General features: G+C 42.2%; 19 protein-coding genes. 11 read left to right on the top strand and 8 right to left on the bottom strand.

The genetic code is table 11. The annotated features are described in order from the left end of the window. Window positions 1–333: 333 nt before the first annotated feature. Together ACT3QR_RS08910 and ACT3QR_RS08915 are read right to left on the bottom strand one after the other, a co-directional pair. Window positions 334–834: a chorismate--pyruvate lyase family protein gene (locus ACT3QR_RS08910; RefSeq protein WP_444520993.1), complete on the bottom strand. Its 501-nt coding sequence runs from the start codon at window positions 832–834 to the stop codon at window positions 334–336. 86 nt (window positions 835–920) lie between these two features. Next, window positions 921–2,270, bottom strand: coding sequence for a GNAT family N-acetyltransferase (locus ACT3QR_RS08915; protein WP_444520994.1), 1,350 nt, complete (start codon window positions 2,268–2,270; stop codon window positions 921–923). A gap of 607 nt (window positions 2,271–2,877) precedes the next feature. Here ACT3QR_RS08915 and ACT3QR_RS08920 point away from each other — a divergent pair. The 3 genes from ACT3QR_RS08920 to copM all read left to right on the top strand — a co-directional run bounded on the left by ACT3QR_RS08920 (window position 2,878) and on the right by copM (window position 7,333). Then, the gene (locus ACT3QR_RS08920) at window positions 2,878–5,097 is read left to right on the top strand and encodes an NADP-dependent isocitrate dehydrogenase (RefSeq protein ID WP_444520995.1); all 2,220 of its coding nucleotides are present in this window, start codon (window positions 2,878–2,880) and stop codon (window positions 5,095–5,097) included. A 563-nt stretch (window positions 5,098–5,660) separates the two neighbouring features. Next, on the top strand, window positions 5,661–6,275 hold the full coding sequence (locus ACT3QR_RS08925) for a pseudouridine synthase (protein ID WP_444520996.1): 615 nt from the start codon (window positions 5,661–5,663) through the stop codon (window positions 6,273–6,275). A gap of 212 nt (window positions 6,276–6,487) precedes the next feature. Continuing rightward, the gene (gene copM, locus ACT3QR_RS08930) at window positions 6,488–7,333 is read left to right on the top strand and encodes a CopM family metallochaperone (protein WP_444520997.1); all 846 of its coding nucleotides are present in this window, start codon (window positions 6,488–6,490) and stop codon (window positions 7,331–7,333) included. Between the two features lie 145 nt (window positions 7,334–7,478). Here the strand turns inward: copM and ACT3QR_RS08935 are convergent, their stop codons facing one another. Next, entirely contained in the window at window positions 7,479–9,509 is a 2,031-nt protein-coding gene (locus tag ACT3QR_RS08935) for a M61 family metallopeptidase (RefSeq protein WP_444520998.1), read from the bottom strand. 324 nt (window positions 9,510–9,833) lie between these two features. Here ACT3QR_RS08935 and ACT3QR_RS08940 point away from each other — a divergent pair, with 324 nt between their 5' ends. Further along, window positions 9,834–10,319 carry an FKBP-type peptidyl-prolyl cis-trans isomerase gene (locus ACT3QR_RS08940; RefSeq protein ID WP_444520999.1) on the top strand — a complete coding sequence of 162 codons (486 nt, stop codon included), beginning with the start codon at window positions 9,834–9,836 and terminating at the stop codon, window positions 10,317–10,319. 495 nt (window positions 10,320–10,814) lie between these two features. On the opposite strand, the gene ACT3QR_RS08945 is transcribed toward ACT3QR_RS08940, so the two are convergent. Beyond that, window positions 10,815–13,025 carry a carboxy terminal-processing peptidase gene (locus tag ACT3QR_RS08945; RefSeq protein ID WP_444521044.1) on the bottom strand — a complete coding sequence of 737 codons (2,211 nt, stop codon included), beginning with the start codon at window positions 13,023–13,025 and terminating at the stop codon, window positions 10,815–10,817. 460 nt (window positions 13,026–13,485) lie between these two features. Between ACT3QR_RS08945 and nagZ the strand changes: the two genes are divergently transcribed. Next, entirely contained in the window at window positions 13,486–14,577 is a 1,092-nt protein-coding gene (gene nagZ, locus ACT3QR_RS08950) for a beta-N-acetylhexosaminidase (protein ID WP_444521000.1), read from the top strand. A 108-nt stretch (window positions 14,578–14,685) separates the two neighbouring features. On the opposite strand, the gene ACT3QR_RS08955 is transcribed toward nagZ, so the two are convergent. Continuing rightward, window positions 14,686–16,272 (bottom strand): OmpA family protein, encoded by a 1,587-nt coding sequence (locus tag ACT3QR_RS08955; protein ID WP_444521001.1) that lies wholly within the window; start codon window positions 16,270–16,272, stop codon window positions 14,686–14,688. 290 nt (window positions 16,273–16,562) lie between these two features. Then, window positions 16,563–18,197 carry a hypothetical protein gene (locus ACT3QR_RS08960; protein WP_444521002.1) on the bottom strand — a complete coding sequence of 545 codons (1,635 nt, stop codon included), beginning with the start codon at window positions 18,195–18,197 and terminating at the stop codon, window positions 16,563–16,565. Window positions 18,198–18,618: 421 nt separating this feature from the next. Between ACT3QR_RS08960 and ACT3QR_RS08965 the strand changes: the two genes are divergently transcribed. The 6 genes from ACT3QR_RS08965 to ACT3QR_RS08990 all read left to right on the top strand — a co-directional run bounded on the left by ACT3QR_RS08965 (window position 18,619) and on the right by ACT3QR_RS08990 (window position 23,905). After that, on the top strand, window positions 18,619–19,227 hold the full coding sequence (locus tag ACT3QR_RS08965) for a rhomboid family intramembrane serine protease (RefSeq protein WP_444521003.1): 609 nt from the start codon (window positions 18,619–18,621) through the stop codon (window positions 19,225–19,227). A gap of 163 nt (window positions 19,228–19,390) precedes the next feature. Then, window positions 19,391–20,356 (top strand): metallophosphoesterase, encoded by a 966-nt coding sequence (locus ACT3QR_RS08970; protein WP_444521004.1) that lies wholly within the window; start codon window positions 19,391–19,393, stop codon window positions 20,354–20,356. Between the two features lie 99 nt (window positions 20,357–20,455). Further along, entirely contained in the window at window positions 20,456–21,007 is a 552-nt protein-coding gene (gene purE / locus ACT3QR_RS08975) for a 5-(carboxyamino)imidazole ribonucleotide mutase (protein ID WP_444521005.1), read from the top strand. A gap of 207 nt (window positions 21,008–21,214) precedes the next feature. Further along, window positions 21,215–22,579 carry a 5-(carboxyamino)imidazole ribonucleotide synthase gene (locus ACT3QR_RS08980; RefSeq protein ID WP_444521006.1) on the top strand — a complete coding sequence of 455 codons (1,365 nt, stop codon included), beginning with the start codon at window positions 21,215–21,217 and terminating at the stop codon, window positions 22,577–22,579. Beyond that, window positions 22,579–23,028 (top strand): YaiI/YqxD family protein, encoded by a 450-nt coding sequence (locus ACT3QR_RS08985; RefSeq protein ID WP_102093310.1) that lies wholly within the window; start codon window positions 22,579–22,581, stop codon window positions 23,026–23,028. The genes ACT3QR_RS08980 and ACT3QR_RS08985 overlap by 1 nt, the downstream gene beginning before the upstream one ends. A 235-nt stretch (window positions 23,029–23,263) precedes the next feature. Next, window positions 23,264–23,905 carry an SDR family oxidoreductase gene (locus ACT3QR_RS08990; protein ID WP_444521007.1) on the top strand — a complete coding sequence of 214 codons (642 nt, stop codon included), beginning with the start codon at window positions 23,264–23,266 and terminating at the stop codon, window positions 23,903–23,905. A 158-nt stretch (window positions 23,906–24,063) separates the two neighbouring features. Here ACT3QR_RS08990 and epmA read toward each other — a convergent pair whose 3' ends face one another. Next, a complete protein-coding gene (gene epmA, locus ACT3QR_RS08995; RefSeq protein ID WP_444521008.1) occupies window positions 24,064–25,107 on the bottom strand; it encodes an EF-P lysine aminoacylase EpmA in 1,044 nt (347 codons plus the stop codon). Window positions 25,108–25,156: 49 nt separating this feature from the next. Then, window positions 25,157–26,308, bottom strand: coding sequence for a 4-phosphoerythronate dehydrogenase (locus tag ACT3QR_RS09000; protein WP_444521045.1), 1,152 nt, complete (start codon window positions 26,306–26,308; stop codon window positions 25,157–25,159). Window positions 26,309–26,351 lie beyond the last annotated feature (43 nt).

Genomic DNA, 26,351 nt, shown 5'->3' on the forward strand with positions numbered 1-26,351 from the left:
GCACGCTGTTTTTCTGTAATCTGTTTTATGGTATGACCATTATTGTGAATGGAGTCTATTAGCAAAGATTAAAATAAGAATAAATACAGACGAGTGACCTGTTATCAACTTGACTGATTCGTCAATAAAACCGATGTACATTTACGTCGATATCATCACGAAAGCTCAAGTGTAACATGAAAATTTGTACTGCGAACGCAAAAAAACCTCACCTTAAGATGAGGGAATTAAATGACCATATAACATAGATAAATAGCCAATAAAATAAAGTATTTACCTGCTTAAAATTTTCGCTAATTTCTCTTTCTATACTGATTTAGGCATAAAATATTTTTACAGGTCACCAGATAAAAAGGCTGGTAAGAACGTTTCGCTAATCATGAGCGTGCGGCCATACCAATCATAACGCGTTTGCCGTTGCCAACCGTCACTCATATGGCGGATAAAACGCTCATTTGGCAAGGTACGTCCACGCTTGAATAGCACGTAGCCGATAGGCATGTTTTTCAGATGTTGCAGACGGCGTGATTGACCTTTTAAGCTGTTCAAAGGAAAGATACTCTGTGCTTGCACCCACGGAGCTTCATCATTGCCATACAACTGAACTTCACGTACCCATGCCAGCAGTGGACGATTGAGCATCATACCTTGTACGCCCAGCTGCCTTTTCTGTCTTAAAGTTAAGGAACGATAGCCTTCAAAGCTGCGTTTTACACGCAGCGGCTGCCCTGCCTTCTCTTCTAATATAGCAGTGAGAGAGCCTTCGGCATTTAGCCAAGGTATAAGTTCAGTAGGAGGTAGATCGCTAATGGAGCTGAAAGAGTTGCTGGTCATAGTTTATGGCGAGTATTCTTTAATGATTGTTTGATAGTTAGAAGATGTTTGCAAATAGAAGCAAAGTTAATAAAAGCTGATTACCGTTATGAGTCCTTGCCATCAAATTCAGGCATGTTGTCTGCATTAAAAGGTAAAGCTTCGAATGCCTGCTGACGATACTGCGCCATATGCATCCGGTCTCTGGTACAAAAATCACCAATCGCTGGTACAAAACGCGGATCATAGATACGGTGGATAGAGTGTGTCGTCGTTGGAATGAAACCACGTACCAGTTTATGCTCACCTTGCGTACCTGGGTCGAAAGACATTAATCCTTGCTCAATAGCGAACTCAATACCTTGGTAATAGCACAGCTCAAAATGCAAGCTGTCATACTCGCCTAGCGCACCCCAATAACGACCATACAAGGTGGTATTATTATCAACATCAATACTATCGCTATCAGGTTTATCATATAAGAACAAACTACTCGCGATAATCTCACCACTGGCATCGAGTGCTTGCGCAAGCATTATATGCTCAGGCATGCTCGCTGCCAATGCCATAAAAAAGTCTACAGTCAAATAAGGTTGTTGTCCGCGTACTGCATAGGTCATCACATAACAATGATAAAAAGCCTTCCAGTCAGCATCACTAATAGCATCACCGCATTTTCGCTGACAGCTAATACCTTGCTCGGCAACTTTACGGCGCTCAGCCCGAATGGTTTTTCGCTTTTTGGCTCTTAAGGTCATTAAGAACGCATCAAAATCTGCAAATGGCTTGCTGTCATTAAGTAAGTCTTTATTTTGCCATAAGAACTGGCAGCCTTGTCGTTCAAATATCGGTAGCTCAATAGCAGCTGACTCTACGCCGCTTTCTTGAGCAGCTATCGCAAGCTCCACATCAATTTCAGTTGACATAGATGTAGTGGCAATAGAAGCTAAACCAGGTGTCACAAACAGTCCATGCCAACTTGAAGCACCTACTTGTTGAGCGATATCATCGATACCTGCCATGGCAATTTTTAGGATGTCTTCGCTTAAAGTTTCACCTTTTGCCAGCCAAATTCGCTGACCAGTAATCGGTGTGTATGGTGAACTAGTGACCAATCGCGGATAATAATCAACACCGTAGCGCGCATAAGCTTCAGCCCATGCATGGTCAAATACAAATTCGCCGCGATGATGACCCTTTATAAATACTGGCATGACAGCCACAGGTTGCAATGTATCTTCTGCCGCGCTAGCTACTAGCGTATCGGTGCTATCAGTAGTGTCGTCGACACGATGTACCAAAATAAATATTGGTAGCCACCCTGCTTGCTCACCAATTGCCCCTGTATCAGTCAGCGCTTGCCAAAAAGCGAATGACATAAAAGGAGTATCTGGCGTCTGCCATTCTGTTTGGCTCTGCCAGCTGGTATCATTAACTAGCGCATACTCTAAACTCATATTCACCGTCACTATTATAATCGCTATATATTTATCGATAACCAATCTATTGATGACCTAGACTAGCAAATTTTTACGACATTGCTGTCACAATTTGCAAAAACTTATCTGCATCAAATAAAAAACCACCAACGATAACGCTGGTGGTTTGTACAACTGCACTCATGAGCAGAAAAAACAATATAAAACGTCATGAAAAAACAGTAGTTGTATGGAAAAGATGATATCGAAGCCGATGACTGATAGAATAAGGTCGTTATTAGCTTAGTATAATTCGAAACCGTAGGATACGAGCTAAAACAGTATACTTAGTTCATGGTATACGATTGACATCCTATCAGATTTATAGTGGATTGGTTATAATGTAGCGTCAATGACTCACTTTTAGGCAATTTTGCACTGACTGTTAACGTGTTGCCTTGAAATGCTTTATTCATGAATATTATTAAAAGAAAATATCTTATCTGTCTTAAAAATTTCTAAGAAGCTACATATGAAGTACTTGTTCTAACCATATCATTGATTATTGCATAGTATCATTGACGCATATTCAGCACTATATTTGAGCTTTATTATTAACTACAGCCTAAAGGAAGATCTCACTAAAATGTCAAAAATTATTTATACAAAAACTGATGAAGCCCCAGCGCTGGCGACTCTGTCGTTCTTACCTATCGTCGAAGCGTTCACTAAAACGGCAGGCGTTGAAGTTGAAACCAGCGACATTTCTGTTGCAGCGCGTATATTGGCCGAATTCCCTGAATACTTGACCGAAGAGCAACGTGTTCCTGACAACTTAGCTGAGCTAGGTCGTTTAACTCAAGATCCAAATACCAACATCATTAAACTGCCAAACATCAGTGCTTCTGTACAGCAGCTAAAAGCTGCTATCAAAGAGTTACAAGGTAAAGGCTACGCAATTCCTGACTTCCCAGAAGATCCGCAAACTGATGAAGAAAAAGAGCTACGCAAGCGCTATGGCAAAAGCTTAGGCAGTTCAGTGAACCCAGTACTTCGTGAAGGTAACTCAGATCGCCGTGCTCCTAAAGCCGTCAAAAACTATGCACGTAAGCATCCACACTCTATGGGTGAATGGAAGCAATGGTCAAGCACGCACGTATCACACATGCATGGCGGCGATTTCTACGATGGCGAGCAATCTATGACACTAGATAAAGCTCGTACTGTACGTATGGAGCTGTTGCTTGATGATGGCACTCAAAAAGTATTAAAGCCTAAACTTGCTTTACTTGATAAAGAAGTCATCGATCTGATGGTCATGAGCAAAAAAGAACTGCTAGCGTTTTATGAGCGTGAAATGGAAGATTGCCGCGAAGCCGGTATTTTGTTCTCACTACACGTAAAAGCGACCATGATGAAAGTCTCGCATCCTATCGTGTTTGGTCATGCAGTTAGAATCTACTACAAAGAAGCCTTTGAAAAACATGGCGAGTTCTTTGATGAGCTAGGTATCAACGTTAATAATGGTATGGCGGATCTATACGACAAGATCTCAACGCTACCAGCTTCAAAACGTGAAGAGATTGAACGTGATCTACATGCATGCCAAGAGCATCGCCCACGTCTGGCTATGGTTGACTCTTCAAAAGGTATCACTAACTTCCATTCACCAAGTGATGTAATCGTTGATGCTTCTATGCCAGCAATGATTCGTTCTGGTGGTAAAATGTGGGGCGCTGATGGCAAAATGTATGACTGTAAAGCAGTTATGCCAGAGTCTACCTTTGCTCGTATTTACCAAGAAATGATTAACTTCTGCAAATGGCATGGTAACTTTGATCCAAAAACGATGGGAACGGTTCCTAACGTTGGCCTAATGGCTCAAAAAGCTGAAGAATATGGCTCACATGACAAAACGTTTGAGTCTAGTGATGCTGGTATTGCACGTATCGTCGATATTGATACTGATGAAGTACTGCTCGAAAAACGTGTTGAGAAAGGTGACATCTGGCGCATGTGTCAGACCAAAGATGATCCTATTCAAGACTGGGTAAAACTTGCCGTACGCCGTGCTCGTGAATCAGATACGCCTGTTATCTTCTGGTTAGACCCATACCGTCCACATGAAAATGAGCTGATCAAAAAAGTTAAAATGTATCTAAAAGACCATGACACTGAAGGCCTGCACATTGAAATTATGTCTCAGGTTCGTGCGATGCGTTATACTCTAGAGCGTGTTGCTCGTGGTCTAGATACTATCTCTGCGACAGGTAACATCCTACGCGATTACTTAACTGACTTGTTCCCAATCCTAGAGCTAGGCACCAGTGCCAAGATGCTATCAGTTGTCCCATTAATGAAAGGCGGCGGCTTGTTTGAAACTGGCGCTGGTGGTTCTGCACCGAAGCACGTTGAGCAGCTCACAGAAGAAAACCATCTACGTTGGGATTCACTCGGTGAGTTCTTAGCCTTGACGGTATCTTTGGAGCATTTAGCAAACAACGACAACAATGCTAAAGCTCAAATCTTGGCAGACACGCTAGATACAGCAACAGAAAAACTGCTGTTAAATGACAAGTCACCATCACGTAAGACGGGTGAGTTGGACAACCGTGGTAGCCACTTCTATCTATCGATGTACTGGGCAGAAGAGCTTGCAGCGCAAGATCAAGATAGCGAGCTGAAGGCGCAATTTACGCCATTCGCGCAAAAGCTAAAAGAAAACGAAGAAGCCATTGTTAAAGAACTTAACCAAGCTCAAGGCAAGCCAGTAGACATCAAAGGCTACTACTATGCTGATGAAGAATTGGCTAAGAAAGCAATGCGTCCAAGCGCTTTGTTTAACGAGACATTGGCATCGCTATAATTTTAAGTGATGGCTCTTAAATCATTAAGCGCAATCGCTTTTGGTCTTTATGGCTAGAAGCGATTATGTGAGTTTAAGTCTTAGTAGAAAACACCTCAACCGTCTTAAAACGTTGGGGTGTTTTTTATGTAATGTCTAAAAGCTTTATCAAGAGTGAAATAAAAAAACCACCTATATGAGCAGATGACTTTTAATGCATAACAAGAAAGTAGAATACTTAGAATTTAAGTAGTATTAGGCCTCCATATGCTTAATAATCGTCTTACCAAAAATAAAACTCCTTAGTTGTCTGTTAGATATCTCAAGCATCATTGGCATTCTGTTATGCTAGCTATTTTATTATAGTAATGTTTCAAATACTCACTTACTAAACGAATTTGAACACATCGACTGCTTGTAAGATAAAAATACAATCGTATTGACCAGTTCAAAGATTAGCAGGACTCACTTTCTAGGTTTTTGCAAAATAAAGCGTGAGCCGACAGTTACTTTTAGCTTATTTTTTTTATCAAATATCTGCTGCAATGATCCATTAATCATTAAAAACTAGGAAACACCGTTTTATGTCTGCTTCTAGTCTTATCCTATTCAACAAGCCTTACGGCGTGCAAAGTCAGTTTAGAGATGATAGTAATAACGACCACACCACCCTATCGCAATACTTTACTGATAAGTCTTTGCGAGTTGCTGGTAGGCTAGACGCCACTTCGGAAGGATTGCTGATTTTGACGGATGATGGTCGAGTGAATAAAGCCATTACTCATCCGCCAAAAGCCAATGCAGGGCGCAAACAAGGCAAAACTTACTTAGTACAAGTAGAAGGGGTTCCTTCTACTGAGCAACTCAATAAGCTCAAACGTGGCGTGGTTTTAAAAGACGGTAAAACACTACCTGCCGAGGTCAAGCACGTCAGTGAAGAAGAGCTACCGATGGTGCTATGGCAGCGCAATCCGCCAATTCGTGAACGCAAAAGCGTGCCGGACTCATGGTTGATACTGACTATTTATGAAGGTAAAAATCGCCAGGTTAGACGTATGACCGCGCATGTCGGTCTACCTTGTTTGCGTTTGATACGTTGGTCGGTTGCAGGGTTTGAGCTAGGTGAGTTAGCTGTTGGGGAGTTTGTGCACGTTCATCTAACTAACGAACACTGTCGTCAGCTAGGTATATCTGGCTAGCTTTATATTTAAGCGCTTTGGGTTCTGCATATCGTCTATTAGTTCATGCTACTTAACTGTGAATATCAAGCTCTAACTGTAATATATTACGACCTATTAAACATAGTGTCTCGAATGAGTAAGGTTTATCTGCTAACATTCAGCACGTAATTGATTATGTATAATAAGTATTATCCATTTATCGTTTGGTTTTTTCACAATAGGGATATGTCATGATTGCTTCTCGTCGTTTTTTTTCGTTGGTCGCTAGTATTTCTGCAGCGCTCCTATTGAGTGCCTGTCAACCAACGACAGAGGACAGCCAATCAACTCCTGAAGAAGAAACGTTACCACCAGTTACTGACATATCCCATGCCGAGCATGATGATATGGTAGATGATTCTGCGACAAATGATAGCGATGGCAGTGTCAGTGATGAGCCTCAAATGAGCGATATGCTCAGAGACTATACAAGATCAATGACTAGAATGCATGATGAGATGATGATTGGTATGGGTTACAACGACCCTGATACTGCCTTTGCTAAAGGCATGCTAGGACATCATCGCGGCGCGGTAGAAATGGCGAAAATAGAGCTCAAGTATGGCACTGACGAAGCGATGCGCCAACTTGCTCAAGAAATTATCACGGCGCAGCAAACTGAAATCGATGTTTTAAACAAATGGCTAGCTAGTCATCCTGACACTGCCAAACCTAAGCCAAATACTATAGCGATGCAGCAAGCATATGCCAACAGCATGGAAAACATGCATGGCGAAATGACTTTGGGCGTATCTGATCCCGTACCTGATATGGCATTCGCACGCGGCATGCTACCGCATCATGTTGCTGCTGTTGATATGGCAAAAGTTCAGCTCGAATACGGAACAGATGAAGAAATGCGTCAGTTAGCGCAAAACGTTATTGATACCCAGCAAATTGAAATTGATATGATGAAAAACTGGATTGCTGCGCTTGAGGCTACAAATAACAACGAAGATGATAGCTTTGTCACAAACGATATTGAAAATGATGTCACTGACGATGAAGACCTAGAGCATCAAGCTAAAGAACAATAATTATATATCATCAGCCTCTGACCCATCGAGTATTTGAGTTGCTTAGACATATCGACAATATTGAAATTATTAAAAAACCCTCTTCTAAGCATTATTGCTCGGAAGAGGGTTTTTATATGACTTGGTATCTACCATATTATCAAAGCTACCGTTTCATGACATTAAGCCATGTCTCCCATCCTGCATCACCTTTTAATTGCTCATTATCATTCTCCAAGGCCTTATCTCCTTTTGCTAAGCGTAAGCTTACTTTATGAGAAGGTACTGCCCCAGTCCTGCTAGTTTTTTCATCTTGTGGTTTGGCCTTAGTTGTCGTTTCGGGTTGAATCTGAACGCACATCAGCTCATCACGACGGAACAAATAGCACTCAACAGGATGTGCTTTATCGACCGAGGCGGTAAGTTGTTTCGTATCCGCTCTGATACCATCAATCGCGATAATAACGTCATGTGCTGAAATACCAGCTCTAGCCGCTATACTATCTCTCATCACACGATTGACCTTGAGCCCAGCTGGCGTTTCATTACAGCGCATACCCCATGGTACATGTTTGTCAGTAGTCTCTTTAGTATTCGCCTGTATTTTTACACCGTTTGCAATTAGCAGCGCTTCAATTGGAAGCTCTTCTACCCCATTGACGTAACGGCGTTCAAAATCTTCCCATTCTGCCAGCGGCATAAACTGCTTAATGACTAAGCCCATATCTGCACTACTGATGCCAATTCGCTTACTAGCGTTCTGCTTAGCTTGAGTATAAAAAGCTTTGACTACATCGAACAAGCGATAACGACCATCACTATTTTTAAGTAAGGTTAAATCCAAACATAAGGCTACCAATGCTCCTTTATTATAGTAGCTAATTCCCGCATTGCTTGTATTTTCATCAGTACGATACAGCTTAATCCAAGCATCAAAACTTGATTCTGCTACGCTTTGATTACCGCGCCCTGGGGTCTGATAATAGCGATTAATTTGCTCAGCTAGCAGCCGCAGATAATTGGCTTTATCAATCACACCCGATGCTTGCAACATAAAGTCATCGATATAAGACGTAAACCCTTCAAACACCCAAAGTAATGGAGTAAAGGCCTCCCGACGTAAATCAACATCAATCATGACATCAGGACGCACCGTTTTCACCCACCATGAATGAAAATACTCATGACTACATAAGCCTAAAAACCGCTGATAATCTGTACTTGGTAATTTTGGCTCACTGGCACTTGGTAAGTCATTGCGCGGGGTCACAAGGCTAGTAGAGTTGATATGCTCAAGCCCGCCATAGTCTTGACCACTGGCAAAGGTCATAAACGTATAATCATCAAATGGCGTATCGCCTAACCAATCTACGTAGGTCTGACAAATTTGAGTAATATCCTGCTGCAATCGACCTAGATTGGCACTCTGCTTACCTGATAGATAAAAACTGTGATGTATCGTCTGATGCTCACTATCATGAATAATAAAATCAAATTTTTCTTGTTCTGCGATTTCGAGTGGATAATCAATTAACTCGTGATAATTGGCTGCCTGTAATCTGTAAACGTGCTGACTGCCCGATTGGTTGCTATCTCTATTATGTTCATCGGACTGTAGATACGTAGCGTCCAAACCACAAGCCAATAGTACTTTACTAGTCTCTTTATCTGCAAAAAAAGTATCAGGCACAATCAAGCTGACTTGAACAGGCGCTTGCTCTTGTCCTTCGACAGCTAGCGCAAGTGAGGTGAAATTACCATAAAGTCGTTGCTGATCGACATAGGCTGTACGCACAGACAAATCATAGCAATAGACTTCGTACTCGACGATTACTTTCTGCCCTGCCTGCACGACTGGTAGCTGCCAAGTGTTTTTGTCCAATTTGTGCGCGCGATAAGTCTCTGGCTGCTTGTTACCATCTGTTGTTTGAGCCTCTACTATTTGATAATGTACCGCGGTGATGTTTCGAGCAAACTCGCGCATCAAATAACTACCAGGTATCCACGCTGGCAACCAAAGCTGCGGAGCATCAGATACTGCTGTAAAGCTCAATGATACGTCGACCAAATGTTCAAAAAAACGGGCAAAATTAAATTGATAGCTTATATTATCCGTCGGTTTAGCTTTAGCATCATCGTAATTGGTTGAAACATTGCTCGCTAGTTGTTTATCAATGGTATTGGCAAATGTAGTCATCGTATCTCTCGTCCTTATTTTTATAATTATGCTAGAAGTCCTGCTCTAAAAAAGCAACTCCTAAACCAAGAATAGCCAATAGCTATGCATTAACTATAGAAAATAGCAGTTATTATTGTAAATTGTGGCATTAATTGGCATTTTTTATGTTTTTTGCCTTGAAAGTTATATATGCCATCTCAATTAAAGATGCTAACTGCTAAAGTTACTTTAATAAACTGATGATAATTGACTAATGACGTGGCCTTTTGGCTTATAGATTGGCTTTTTTAGGTTTATTGCAACCGTATTTAATTTTTTACATAGATATATTTAGGATATTTTATGACTACTATCGCAAAAGACACTGCCGTCAAATTCAATTACACACTAAAAGACGACGAAGGCAATATCCTTGACCAGTCACCAGAAGGTCAGCCACTTGCCTATCTACATGGTCACAGCAACATCATTCCAGGTCTAGAAACACAACTAGAAGGTAAGTCTGCTGGCGAGAAAGTCAATGCAGTTGTTGAGCCTGCTGACGGCTATGGCGAGTATCAAGAACAAGCAGTACAGCATGTACCACGTGAAAACTTCCAAGGCGTTGAAGATATTCAACCTGGTATGCAGTTTCAGTCAGAAGCTGGCGGCCAAGTTATGTTGGTTACGGTAACTGCTGTAAACGATCAAGAAGTTACTGTTGATGCAAACCATCCATTGGCTGGCAAGCGTTTAACATTTGATGTTGAAATCCAAGAAGTACGTGCAGCAACTGAAGACGAACTAAACCATGGCCATGTACATGGCGCAGGTGGCGTTGAGCACTAATCTCTTCTAGAGAATAGTCAACATAATTAGATGATAAGTTATTAAATTTACTCTCTAATCTAAAAGGTCAGTAGCCGATGGGGTTACTGGCCTTTTTTGTGCTTATTTATCACATATACATTGTGATTCAACTTAAACACACCCGCTTAACTAAAGACTCTGCTATAAAATCACTAATGTCTAGACGTAACAAAGCCGCATAACGACAAGCGTCATGCGGCTTTTATTACCAACTATCCATGTTAGTGTTACGTGATACCTAATCCCGGGGCATCTCATAACTGACAGGCATCCAGCCTTATCATCCTTAATCAGCAAACTACTTATCCCTAGTGCGACCTTTAAGATACCAATCCCTAGTATCAATGAACCGTTTCGTTCAATCGTGCCGTACAGTTATAGTCGCAGATTGACCCATCATTAGTAAGAGGTCTAAACGTCAATCTATGTAAGCATATGCTTACATAGATTACGTAACGCTATAATAACTTCACATTATAGCTGCTCTTCAGGGCTAAGCATTGTTTTAGGTTCCGCGCTAAGCATGAGATAAGCGGCCTCATTGATAAACGCCTCATCCTCTGGTAGTTCTGGGCGCTCAGCTGCTTTCATACGGCTACGCTCTTCGAATTTTGCATCCATCGCTGCCTGATAAGTATTCCAGTTAGAGTATGGGCGCTCACCAGTTGCGATAAGACGTTTATTCTCTGCTTCTAGCGAGCGTTTTTCGATCAGTTGCATTTTCGCTCGGCGGCTATTGATATCTAAACGCACAGGTTTCTTTTCATCTTCCATATCACGAATATCATTCAACGTCGACAGATACGTAAACTGTGGATTTTTTTGTTGGCGAACTTTAGACTGCTGATTGAGCGTTGCCAACGTATCACTGGTGAACTTCCCTTCAGGCTTATACGGCGCTGTTTTGATCGTATCCCAAGGCAATGCTTTTTTCTGAGCGCGCTCGCCAAAGGTTGCATCATCATAAATATTGACTAGCTCAACGTCCGGTACGACACCTTTATTCTGTGTACTGCCGCCAGTGACACGATAAAACTTACGCTGAGTTAAAGTGGCAGAACCTAATGCTAAACTATCGAGCTGTATCTGCGCAGAGCCTTTACCAGTCGTCGTACTACCAACCACTAATCCGCGACCATAGTCTTGAATCGCAGCAGCAAAGATCTCGCTGGCTGAGGCCGATGCTAAGTTGGTAATGACCGACATTTTGCCATCATACAGCTGCTCGCCGCCATCATTGTCACGGTATACTTGAATATTACCGCGATTATCACGAATTTGTACTAGTGGTCCGCTCTTGATAAAGAAACCTAGCATCTTGGCAACTTCATCTAATGAACCACCTGGGTTGTTTCTTAGATCAACCACTAGGCCATCAATATCTTGTTTGTTTAATTCTTTTAGCGCATTTTCGGTATCGATACTGACACTACGGTAGTCTTCACCATTTCGACGAGCTTGATAGTTGAGATAAAAGCTTGGTATCTCAAGTACGCCAATACGCTTCGGCGTCTTATCAATATTAGGACGCTGAACCTCTACCACACGCTGAGTAACGCCTGATTCTTCTTGCTGAATAATATCACGTACCACTGTGACCGTACGGGCGCTAGCATCTGGCGTGTTAGGCTGACGTAGTTTAAGCGTGACCGACGTACCGCGTTTACCGCGAATTAAGCTAACAATTTCACGCGTCGACCAACCAACCACGTCCGTCATGGTCTCACCATCTTTTGCGATACCAACGATTAGATCATTGGGCTTGATTTGACCTGACTTGGCGGCTGGACCACCATCGACTAAGGTCACAATACGAGTATAGTCGGGATTTTTGCGGTCTGGACGAATAGAGACACCAATACCTTCTAATTGGAGACTGGACTGGATTTGTAACTCAGTCGCTTGAATCGGTGCATAGTAATTACTGTGCGGATCATAAGTCAGCATCGCCGTATTTAAGATAGTCTCCATGATTTCATCATCTTTGAGACGCTTAAACTGCTCTTGTTGACGTGACAAACGATTTTGTAAAATCTCATTTGGCGTACGCTCATCGTTACGTACCAAGTCTTGTCCACGAGTAATATCAGGATTGCTTAAAAACACTTTTTCTTTAGCTTTTTCGTCTTCTTGACCGAGCGTAATACTCATCAACTGAAACTTTAGCTGACGTTCCCAATAATCACGCTGCTCTTTTTTAGTTTTAAAATGGCCAAGTTTTTCACGATCAAGAATAATTGTGTCATCACCTGTCAGATCAATATCTGTTTTGAGCATCTTGGTGGCCATAGCAAAGTACTCGTTTGAGCGTTTGCGGTAACGATCATACACCTCTACCCCTGCGGACAGATCACCTTGCTTTAGACGAGCACCAAAGTCTTCAGCGTGTTTTTTCTTAAGCTCATCGACATCAGCCTGCAAAAACAGCGTATGGTTTGGGTCAAGAGTATCGATATACATTGATAGAATTTCACTACCAGTCTTGCTATCTAAAGGCTGATTGAGATAATGACTACGGTCCAGCAAAGCCGCTACTTGACGGGTTGTAACCTTTTGCTCAGGGGTCTGAACGAAACTTCCCGTATTGGTTTCTGCGACTGCAGTACCGTAGGTTTGGGTCAGGATAATACCAGCGATGCCCACTGACGCTGCACTGAGTAACCACTGTGCTGGTTGTTTTTTCATCATATGTACCTAGTTATTTGAAGTTAATAGTATTGGATAATTCATCAGCATCAGAAATGCTCGAATTTGTTGTGACCTATAAATGCTGTGTTTTTTATTCTTATACTGTATGTATTATTAAATACTGATATATAGTCAAAAATCAATCAATATTATCACGTGCATGAATACTGAACTGTCTCAAACTGTATAAGCAATCTTACACGCTACATCTGTACATACCAATCTTTCTATCACTTTTGTCGCATATAGCAATTGAAGGCTATCACCATCGATATGATGACTAAACTTAATGGCTACTAGCAAATTTATTTGAACCCAATAATCTGCCACATTATGCTCAATCAATAATAGCTGTCATAATAAGATATCTGAATCATGACTAATAAGCGATAAGATAGCCATATATCGACAGTCACGCTCACAATATAACGATTTATAAAATAATAAGGATTACGCAATGTACGGCGTCTTAATGATAGATATTGATAGTACCGCTTTGACCGCTGAAGATGTCAGTTTGATTAAACAAGCACAGGTCGGCGGAGTCATATTGTTTGGTCGCAATGTCACAGACGCTGCCCAAGTCAGAGCACTGTGCGACGATATACGTTATCACAATCAAGACATACTTATCGGTGTGGACCAAGAAGGCGGGCGAGTCGCGAGATTGCGTGAAGGTTTCACGCCATTACCCGCTATGGGTCGACTGGGTGAACTATTCAATCAAGACCCCAATCAGGCACTTAGCTGCGCCTATGATTGCGGTTATCTGATGGCAGTTGAAGTATTGGCTGTAGGTATCGATTTGAGTTTTGCACCCGTACTGGATAGAGACGGCATTAGCCAAGTTATCGGTGACCGCAGCTTTCATCATGAGCCGCAAGCCATCACTGCGCTTGCAACACAGTTTATGCGCGGTATGAAAGCAGCTGGCATGGCAACCACTGGTAAACACTTCCCTGGTCATGGTGCCATCGCTCCTGACTCTCACGTATCAGAAGCCATCGATACGCGTAGCTTAGATGAAATCATCAATAGCGATATGCAACCTTTTACCCAAACGCTACATCATCTGGACGCGCTTATGCCAGCACATGTGATATTTTCACAAGTAGACGACAAGCCAGCAGGTTTTTCTAAAATTTGGCTAAAAGATATTATTCGAGATGAGCTTAAGTTTGATGGCGTGCTTTTCTCTGATGATTTGTCAATGGCAGGCGCAAAGGCGGCTGGTGATGTCAGTGCTCGCGTAAAAGCGGCTATTGATGCTGGTTGTGATATTGCACTGGTATGCAACGATCGGGTGGCTGCTCATGAGGCTGCTAAAGCAGCGCAAGATCTACCTTACCCTAATCAGCAACGTATCAAAACCATGTGCGGCACTGTACCAACATGGCAGGGTGATCTTGAATCTACCTGCCAGCAGTTTGAGTACTGGCAGCAAGCCAAACAGAATGTCACTCAAACTTTTTTTAGCGCTCAAAATGATGCGCAGACTGCCAATCTTCAGACTACTCAAGAATCAACAGATCCTACGCTGTATAAATAATAGCTTGTTCAATTGTCATTAAGCAGCATATAAAAAACCGCATCTGATCAGATGCGGTTTTTTATATGCTGCTACTATCTAGCTATGTTCAAAATCAAAACATGTAGATTAGTTGGTTGGGTCTACCACGGTACCTTGGGTAGCATCATCGTTATTTGGCAACAAATCATCGTTGTTACTATCTAATGGGTTCATATCTGGATCTAACGAATCACCATCTACCATCATGCCATCGTTTGCATCGACAACTTCGTCATTAACTAAAAACTCAATACGGCGATTACGGAAGCGACCTTGTTCAGTTGAATTGTCCGCGATTGGTTCGGATTCGCCCATACCTTTGGTATTTAATTTAGCTTCATCAACTCCTTGAGATACTAGATACGCTTTTACTGAATCGGCACGCTCTTGAGACAGCTCCATATTATAGCTATCAGAGGCTTGGCTGTCTGTGTGACCGACAATCATAAGCTTCATATCAGGTACATTATTGATAATTTCTGCAGCACGGTCCAATAGCGCCTTATTGACTTCAGGAATAACCGCTTCATCTACTTGGAAATTAATCACTTGAATACTCAAAGCACGAGCAACATCACGTGGGTCTGGGTTTTCACCAAGATTGGTCATCGCAACGTCGGCAGCAGCAAGACTATCATCAATCTCGCCTTGTATGTCTAATGGGCCTTCGGCTTGGACTGTCATAGCAGGAGCAGCTGCTTGCAAGTCAGTAACCAACTTATCCAATGCATCTTTATCAGGCGCATTGACAGTGATATCATCGCCTTTGATAATCATGCTCGCATTCGGTACATTTTTGACAATCGGTAGTATCGTGGCCAATTGAGCGGACGCTGGCATATCTACTGCAAAGTTATCATCAACATCAGCGCGACACTTGTTTGCTTCGTCGCCAAACGCCCCAGTCAATGCATTCATTACGTTGGTTTGTAGTGTCTCATCGCCAACGCTCATACGACAAGCATACAGCTGGCTATTCTCACCAGTTGCGATGCTTAACGATGCAGGCTCTACATCTCCAATGACTGATGCCGATCCATCAGTGGCAGCTGCTTGTTGCGTTGCCGCGGCAGGCGTTGCGACAGGTTCAGGGTTTTCTTGACATCCTCTTAGCAACGCCCAAGCCAATGCCCCTAATATAATCAAACCAATAATCGGTAATAGCGCCTTCATAAAGCTACCCTGCTCTTCTTCCTCTTTCTGTAGCGGTGCAGTACTGGTAGTATCTGAAAGAGGGGCATTTGTCGCAGCAGCTGCGTTAGCCGGTAAGACGCTACCTGCCCATGCAGGGATATGGTGCTGATAGCTATTTAAATTATCATTCAAAAACTGCGGTACTGGTGTATTACCAGCTAAGCTTTTGATCTCATGAAAAGCCAGTGGGGCTGCCATCGTAATTAGACCCCGTGATGCGGTTGCGTCAACGTTATGTTTCCCTGCCAATTCACGAGAGATTTGGTCACGGTGTGCGTCTTCTGTCCATACACGGTCATAAAAGGCATTGTCATCACGAGCGATATTTTCATTAGCAAAACGGCTAAAAGTATCGTTGTCTGCAAGACGAGCCGCAAAAATCGCATAGAATTGTTCTAGTAAGTTTTTCTTAGCAGGACTTCCGCCATCTTCTAATACTGCAGGACTAACGGTACGTGTTAAATGACTAATAATATCCATAATATGATCCTCTCCTGATTTATTTCTTATTCAATTATTTAAGCGTTCATTTTACAAGGTCTTTGCAGGTGATCAGTTATAGCTCCAATATTAGCTACAGATCTAGCCAAGCCAAGACTCCTATTTCGCTACGTTTGTTTTTATTTATTATAAGACCATTAAGACAACGTTCACAGTCACCTCGTTGTTGTGTAAATGATACAGTAAGTAATATTTCGGTTGGCTCACGTAACTATAGTCTAGAACATATAAAAGGACACGCCATATAAAAGAGCGTGCCTTATAAACAGTTATCTAACTTGAGCTGGTTCAGCAACGATGATCGTGTTTGCCATTTCATCCACTTCGGAAGGTGAAAAAGGTCCTGGCGGTCTGGTCGTTTGATTATTCGAAGGAAAGTCTTTGGGAATATTACTTGCACCGTTAGTAGGCGGATCGCTGGGCGTATTGTTAAAGCTATTATTGTTAGGCAAAGGAGTTGGTATCAGACCATCTCCAGTATCATCGTCTGATGCTTGGTACTCGACAGAGTTGCTATCTGCTACGTTACTATTGAATTGATTATTGACCCCTTCACCATCATCTGCAAACTGGTTATTTTCGTTTGCCATGTTGTTTGTAGTATTACCAGTATCGTTATTATCAGGTAAAGGTAATGGCGCTGTACTTTCGACTATCATTGCTGGTGCCAAGTTGCGTATTTCTGTGACCAGTTTTTGCAGTAGCATATTGTCTGGCGCCTCTAGTGTGAGACGATCGTTTTGCACATGCAAACGTGCAAATGGTGTTGATCTGAGCATCGTCAAGACATTAGGCAATACCTCCGTAGGCATATTAGTGATTGTACTTGCTACCCCATCCTGTATGTTCAACTCACAAATACTTGCCTGCTCACCAAAGCTTGTATTAAGCGCCTGTTGTAACGAGCTTTGCAGTGCAGCATTGCCAACGGTCGCACTACATGTGTACAAATTGCCACCGTTATCTACACCGATAATCAGCTCAATAGGAGTGGTGGTTGGCATCTGAGGCTCGGGCGTTGATGGTGGCTCAACAGGTGCTGTGACCACAGGTTCTACTGGTATTTCATTATTGGGTTTCACTAATAACGCCCATGCTGCTAATGCAAGCGCAGCCAAAGCTACTATTAATAAAAACACACGTATTAGCAAATCGTTTCGCTGATTACGAGTACGCACCTGCGCACGCTTCAAGTTACTATTTTCTGACAAAAGATAAGCAGCTGGATTGGCATGAACAGCATCACTACTGGCAATCGTATCGTCACCCAATGCTTCAGTACTTGCGCGCTCAGCAATTGATATTGGCTCTATACTTTCTACATCATTATTCGTTATTGGTGCGACTATGCCAGTATCTAAAATAGCGTCGTCAAGTCTATTCGATATGTCGTCAATTACTGGCACATGTACTGGCACATAGTCATCATCTGAATTGAAGCTTGTTTGTACTTGCTGATGCACGTCTTGAGTAGCCGTAATCATAGCCGCCGCCCAAATAGGTAGATATGGTCGTAGGGTAGCTTGCTTCTCTTGCAAAAACGCTGGCAAAAACTGACCGTTGGCCAATATTTTTAGCTCACGATATGCCAATGGTGCAGCACTAGTGATTAATTGCTCAGTTGTCTGTGCATCAATGTGGTGAGAAGCTGCCAACTCTTGAACCATAGTTTCTCGAAGATTTTTGTCTTGCCATAGTTGTTCAAATAGAGAGCTTTCATTAATACTGCTTGTAGTGATTTGATCATTTCGCAACATCTGTGAATAAATTTGAGGCCCCGCTAATCTCGCTGCCAAAACAGCGTAAAACTGTTCAAGTAGGCTGACATAGGCGATATTATTGCTGTCATCATTACCCATTACGGCTGGGGTTACCGTTTGTTCTAGCTGGTCAATAATATTCATGGTTCACTACCTCTATCAGCCTTATTCGAATGTGCAAAAACTAAGTATTTATTTTATTTCTATGTACGGTACTGAGGTATGTCATTTTTTATCTAAGAGCACACTCATAGCGTATCTAGGTAGCAAGCCTAGACCATACTCTAATCACTGGTCTCTTCATTAGCTTCGCTCTAAAGGTTTCACCTATATAGCATGATACACTGCTACATTATTCACTATAACAGCGTAAAAAAGCATCGTTTTGTCACATAATAGGCGACCGCGTCATCTCAACTGCTGTTAGTATGGATCTATTGCTAATGGTTGGTACTTAATACGGATCAGACGTCAAACTTATTTTTTACTCAGCCGTAACGCTTAGGCTTTGAATATTGTCACTTGTTGCATTGTCACATATCAGGCACGGCCTAAGGATTTTCCTTTGTTAAACCATACAACGCTTATCATCATTATTACAGTTATTGTCAGCTTATTAGCATGGCAAAATAAGACGCTACTTAATCGATTGATTTTTTATCCGCCAGCGGTCAACAATGGGCAGTGGGATCGTTTTGTGACCCACGGCTTTATTCATGCTGATAGTATGCATTTGCTCTTTAATATGTTTACTTTATATTTCTTCGGACGTGCTATCGAAGGACTATATCGGCCGTTTGTGTTCGGTTACGGTTTTGTGGTTTTCTATGTATTAGCTATTATCGTTGCCATGATTCCAAGCTACGTTAAAAATAAGAATAACGCCAGTTATTTGAGTCTAGGTGCCTCAGGTGGCGTATCCGCTGTGCTATTTGCGTTCATTTTGCTAGCACCATGGGAGAGGATTTACCTCTTTGCCGTGATTCCGATTCCTGCAATACTATTTGCCGTGGCTTACATATTTTATAGTATTTACGCTGATAAACGCGGTGGCTCAAACATCAACCATATGGCGCATATGTGGGGCGGCGCATTTGGCGTTATCGCTACAATCGTTTTAGAGCCAAGAGTACTACTTCATTTTATTAATGCCTTGCTATCACCAGGTTTTTAGACATCTTTACATTCGTGGTAATTGATAAAAGTCTTGATAAAAAAGCTTCAATAGTTTGTTCGTAACGACCATTTAATGAAGCTAATAATTTAAAGGTAACTATACTTTATAAATTCTATTTTGCGTACGGTACACTTATACATTTGAGATTTAGTAATACATTATGGTTATAGATATTATCGGTGATATACATGGTTATGCAGACAAACTGGTCGGTCTGCTGCATCAGTTAGGCTATGAGTATAATGGTCAGCACTTTGTACCACCGGCAGGTCATAGGGCTTTGTTTATCGGCGATTTGATCGATCGTGGTTCGCAGCAATTAACCACGCTAGAGATTGTCTTTGCAATGTTGGATGCTGATGTGGCCGATGCAGTAATGGGTAATCATGAATATAATGCGTTGGCATATGCCACGCGTGATCCTGATAATACTAGTCAATATTTACGCTCACACAATGACATCCATAAACGCCAACATGAAGCGTTTTTGGTAGAGATACCGTTCGGCTCAGAGCAACATGAGTATTGGTTGCAGCGTCTATACGAAATCCCGTTATGGATTGAGAGTGACTATGCCTGTTTTGTTCATGCTTGTTGGGATACGGATAGCATGGCAATACTAAAGCCTCTATTGACTGATAATAACTGTCTGACCTCCGCAGGCTTAATCGAAACGGCTAAAGAAGATACCGTCGCTTTTGACGCTTTAGAGCGCGTGTTAAAAGGAGTTGAAACGGGTTTACCTGATGGCATTGTAATGGTAGACAAAGAAGGTACCGAGCGTACGCGAGTACGAGTACGCTGGTGGCTAGATGAACTAAATACGCGCACACTTCGTGAAGTATCACGTGCTCCATCATCCGCATTGGCACAAATACCATCTGATGCGCTGGCTGAAAATATTGACTTTGCGCTAAAAACTCATAAACCTGTGTTTGTTGGTCACTATTGGCTCACTGGCACGCCTGAGCCGCTCAGTCCACAAGTTGCCTGTACCGACTACTCTGCCGCAGTAGATAGCGGTTATCTGACCTGCTATCAGCTAGATACCGAACAACCATTACCATTGACTGCCAATCATTTTGTTCAGTATTATCACCATGAAAAAGCAGATATAAAGTCATGATATCAATGCGATTAACACCATGTATATATTAAAAGTCAAACTTGGCTTTACGAATGTAGCAAAATTTTTGTATGATGGTCTTTTTGAGGATATCCAATCATGAGCAACACGAACACTGCTGCTAACCAGAACGGCCCAATCACTTCCCCTGCTGGTCAACCAAAAGTTGGCATCATCATGGGTTCGCAGTCTGACTGGGCGACTATGAGTGCTGCTGCACAGTTGCTTGCAGACTTTGACATTGCTTTTGATTGTGAAGTTGTCTCTGCACACCGTACGCCTGATAGATTGTTTGATTATGCCAAAAGCGCAAAAGAAAATGGTCTACAAGTTATCATCGCTGGTGCAGGCGGTGCCGCTCATTTGCCAGGCATGTGTGCCAGTCAAACGCCACTACCTGTCTTTGGTGTCCCTGTAAAGTCATCTATGCTGAGCGGTTGGGACAGTCTGCTGTCTATCGTACAAATGCCAAAAGGCGTTGCTGTTGGCACCTTGGCGATTGGTACAGCCGGTGCTTATAATGCTGCCCTACTTGCAATTCAAGTATTGGCATTGCATGATGATATGATTGCTACTAAGCTCGATCAGATGCGCCAGTCTCAGACTGAGACCATTCTCGCTAGCCCAACACCAGGTATTATTAACCCTTAGATAAATATAAATCGACCTGCTTTTATAGTAGAGTCTTTTATGCTGATAGCTTAACGATTGAAACTATCACTGTATATTTTCAAGCAATTTCGATTAAAGATAAGGTGCATACAGTGCACCTTTTCCTATTTTCACCCATTGAGTTTTATATTTTAATATACCAAACACCTTATTCACTTTTATTCACTTTTATTCAAAGAGCCTGCCATGACTACAGCAAACGCTTATCCTGTTACCCAAACCATTCGTACCATCGGTATTTTAGGCGGTGGTCAGCTTGGTATGATGCTTGCCGAAGCCGCCATGCCATTGGGCTACCAATGCGTATTTTTGGAAGACAATTCAGAATGTCCTGCTAGCCTATATGGCCATGTCTTTCACAGTGATCAATTAGAAGACTTTATCGCAGCAGCGGACGTATTTACCTTAGAGTTCGAAAACACACCTACGTCTACTGTCGAACAGCTTACCGCTTTATCAAAATCTGGTAGCAAGCAAGGTATGTTCCCACCTTTGATTGCGCTTGATATTGCTCAAGATCGTCTAAAAGAAAAGCAGATGTTCAATACGCTTGATATTGCAACCGTACCATTTATGGAAGTCAATTCTGAGGCTGAGCTCAAGCACGCTTGCAAAGAATTGGGACTGCCTATCGTTCTAAAAACCAGCCGCGGTGGTTACGATGGCAAAGGACAGTTTGTTATCAAGCAGGACAGTGATATTAAAGCTGCTTGGCTAGATCTAAAAGACGCTGTCAGCGGTAAAGGATCACTCACGCCAACACCTGCACCATTGATTGCTGAAGGTTTTATTAACTTTAGCCGTGAAGTCTCTATCATCGCAGCAAGAGCGCAAAATGGTCAGGTACGCTGTTATGATTTGGTCGAAAATCATCATCACCATGGTATTTTGGCCAAAACTCAAGCGCCTGCTGTTGGTACGAGTCACCTGTTTCAGCAAGCAAAAGATGCCATCACCAAAGTCATGAACCACTTAGATTATGTCGGCGTTATGGCGCTTGAGTTGTTCGTCACTAAAGATGCTCGCGGTCACAACACGATACTGGCGAATGAGATCGCACCACGTGTACACAACTCTGGGCACTGGAGTATCGAAGGCGCTATCACTAGCCAGTTTGAAAACCATATTCGTGCCGTGGTCAATTTACCATTAGGCGATACAGATAACGTGCATCCTGCAATTATGGTGAATGTACTTGGTCAATACCCTGATATCAGTGCAGTGTTAAACATCGACGGCGCTCATTATCATAGCTATCATAAAGCTGAACGTGACGATCGCAAGATTGCTCATATCACCTTGATGCCTAACGACGTGACTGATTTAGAGCCTGCTATGGCAAAACTGGTTGCTGTCTTACCAAATAAGGTTGGTCTAGATAAAGAGTATGCCAGTATAGATACTCAATCTAATAAAGCGGATGTCGATGTTAAAGATAGTACTAAGAGCAATGTTCAGAACAATGCCACAGCTGATGATCTAGGCAACAAAGACAGCCAAACAGACAGCCTGACTTCTCCTTCATCAAAATCTGAGAAGGCCAAAAAATAATGCAGATTTGGGTGGACGCAGACTCGGTTCCATTGATTGCCAAAGACTTGATTATCAAAACAGCTGAACGCACCAAGACCATGGCTATATTTGTGGCCAATCAGCCGATTAAGCTACGCAAGTCGCCCCTACTTGTCATGACTGTCGTGCCGTCAGGATTTGACAAAGCTGATGATTATATCGTTGAGCAGATACAAGCTGGTGACTTGGCTATTACTAGCGACATTCCCTTAGCCAATGACATACTAGACAAAGGTGGTATGGTCTTGACGACACGTGGCGTGGTCTATGACAAAAACAATATCAAGCAAAAGCTCAATATGCGCGACTTTATGGACACCATGCGCGGTACTGGTGTCCTAGAATTGCAGGAAATGAGTGGTCAAAAGCCCTACGGCGATCGTGATAAAAAAGCCTTCGCCGACGGTCTCAATCGCTTGGTTCGTTAGTGCTTTTTATGGTTCTCTCTAACGCTTACCTATTCTGCTATCCATTACATACTGGCATCTGAGCAGCGGTTGATTCCTTGCAAACTGTATACACTCTATAACCAAACACTATTCAATCGGCACGCTTTATAACGAAGCGTGCTGCCTATTTTTGTTACTCTATATTCGGTTTTTAAGATAAATAAACTTATTGAATAATTCAAACAATAGAATTTAAATAAAAATAGGAGTGATTATGAAAATTTTAGTCGTTGGTGCAAGTGGTCGAGTAGGCGGTGATTTGGTTAAGCAGTTATTGGCTGATGATCATCAAGTTGTTGGCACGACTCGTCAGAAAGAAAAACTATTTGATAATAACAATTATACCCAGCTAGATTTAGACATTACAGCCAGTAAAGACTCTATTGAAAAACAACTAGATCAAGGTATCGAGGCTGTTTATTTCGTTGCAGGATCTGGTGGCAAAAATGTCTTGGAAGTTGACTTACACGGTGCGGTAAAAACGATGCAAGCGGCACAAGATAAAGGTATTAAACGTTATATTATGTTGAGCTCAGTCTTCTCATTGGAAACTGAAAAATGGGACGAAAACCCTGGTATTGCAGACTTAAAAGAATACTATATCTCTAAACACTACGCCGATCACTGGTTAGTGAATAACAGCTCGCTTGACTACACTATCGTACAGCCAGGCGCACTAAAAGAACGTGCTGGTACAGGCAAAATCACTGTTAATGATACCAGCTCTAGTGAGAATGCAATTGAAGATGTAGCGACAACGCTAGCAGCAGTGCTAACCGCAGATAACACCATAGGAAAAGTCTTCAATCTACACAATGGTGATATTGATATTAACGAAGCAGTCGCTACTGTATAAATAGATTTAAGATTAACAGAATTGGTTGTGTCCGCTAAATTTTAGAAGCAGCCAATACAAAAGGTCGTTATCGATTCGCCAATATTCAATTGGTAAATCGGCAACGACCTTTTTATTACATATTTAAATCACGGATAATATAAAAGATGCACATTCAATTATGCTTGTCCGCTAGGAAAAGGGATAACTTCTTCCAAGCTGTTTGCACCTGTCAAAACCATTAGCAACCTATCCATACCGACTGCGATACCACTACATGGCATCAAGTCATCAGATGCAGCTAATAGATGCTCATCGATTGGCATTTGAGGTAGATTATGACGCGCGCGTAACTGATTATCTTGTTCAAAACGATCTCGTAATGCTTGACCATCCGCTAGCTCATCATAAGCGTTGGCGATTTCAATGCCGTTGATATACAGCTCAAAACGCTTTGCTATCCTATTGCCATCTTTGTCCACAGCCGTCTTCGCGAGTGCAGCGGTCGCAGGTGGATACTCTATAATCAATGTCGGCAAATCATGGCCTAGGTTTGGCTCTACGGCATGACTAAATAACAAATCTAACCAGCTTTGGCGACGATTTTCTTCGCTGTCTTCAGCGTTGTTAAAATCAAATCCTACCAAACCCATATCTTCTGCCACAGCTTGTAATGCAGTTAAACTCGCTGTCAACGGATGTATGCCCACAAAATCCATAAAGGCATCGACATAGCGATAATGACTCATAACAATTGAGTGACCATAAAGCACCTCTAACAACTCATTAAGCTCAGTTGCTATCTCGTCTAAACTATAATCAGGTTGATACCATTCAAGCATCGTAAATTCAATATTATGACGCGCGCCTATTTCGTTATCACGAAAGACAGGACAAATCTGATAAATAGGCACTCGCCAGCTGGCTAATAAACGCTTCATCGCGAATTCAGGCGAGGTATGCAAGTAATAAGTGCGCGGATGGTCTTGATAGGTCACATGGGCTGCGACAGACTGCAAAAACGTGTCTGTATTGCCTGCTTGGGATAATAGCGGTGTCTGCACTTCCAGTACTTGTCGACTGGCAAAAAACTGCCGAATATTGCTAATAAATTGCGCGCGTTGTTGCGCCATCGAAAGTGTCATGGTTGGTGCGTAACTAAGCTTGGAAGTAATAGGCTTAGAAATAATAGGCTGCGAAGAAGTATTTTTTGCTTGAGTCATTAGGCTCTACTGCGACTGATGAATAATTGGTTGCTCGGTATCTTGTTTTTCAAAACTGCCACTCACGACGCAAATGGTAATCACGTCTCAGACCATCAAAGTCAGCACCATTTACCTGCTTATCAACTGCTTTATTTCGCAACGAGGTAACATCTTGCATAATGTCATAAAATTTTGGCAATCTGTCTGGATGTGATTTTAATTCAGACCATAAAAACATATTTAGCGGTAGCAGATTGGACATAGATTGCGCTGGAGGTATCGCTAGTTTTTCACACAGTGCATCATAAATGATTTGTGTGCCACGCAGCTTACCTTCTAGCGTATAGCCAGCGATATGCGGTGTGGCAATGGCAAGTTTAGATAGTAAGCTTGCTGCGATTTCTGGCTCATGCTCAAACACATCTAGCACCACTTGACGTTTAGTACGCTCAATATCAGCTTCAAGCGCACTTTCTTCAATGATAGGTCCTCGCGCGCTATTGATTAGCATCGTATCGGCAGGCATCATTGCCAGTGTGGCTTCGTTGATAAGGTGGCGTGTTGGATAATCACTACCTTTAGGATTCATCGCATTCTTTTCATTGGTTAAAGGCACATGCAAACTAACTACGTCGCTTTGGCTAAGTACCTGTTCAAGGCTAGCATTATTAGTTTTAGAGGCTGGTAACAGAGGATCATAACCTAACACCTGCCAACCCAAATCATGGGCATACTGAGCCAGCGTACTGCCGATATTACCAAGACCAATGATACCTAATGTTAAGGGCCCTGACTGCTGCCAATACTGCGGGCGCAACGTTAAGATAGCTGTCAACACATACTGAGCCACAGAGTGCTTGCTACAACCAGCTGCATTAGCGAAAGTGATATTGCGAGACGCTAGATAATTTTGATCTACATGGTCGGTACCAATAGTCGCAGATCCAACAAACTGCACACTATTATTATCAATTAATAGCGCTTCGCCTACTTTCGTCACTGAGCGTATTAGTAGCACATCTGGCTGTACTTCGGCCAGTAGCGCTGCATCAATATCTCGACCAACAACAGTAACAATATCAACTGTATGCTCAGTCAGCTGACCAAGTGTAGAATCATTAAAAAAATCATTCAGACTGGCAATATTGCTGTCCGCTAAAATAGTAATATTTTTATTCGTACTTGTTTTGTCGGTCTTACTATTTGTCTGTTCTGCCATATTTTTATTTGTCATTACTCATCGTCTCTATCGATAATTTTTA

This window comes from Psychrobacter sp. AOP7-B1-25, assembly GCF_052376195.1.
In the GTDB taxonomy this organism is placed as follows: Bacteria; Pseudomonadota; Gammaproteobacteria; order Pseudomonadales; family Moraxellaceae; genus Psychrobacter.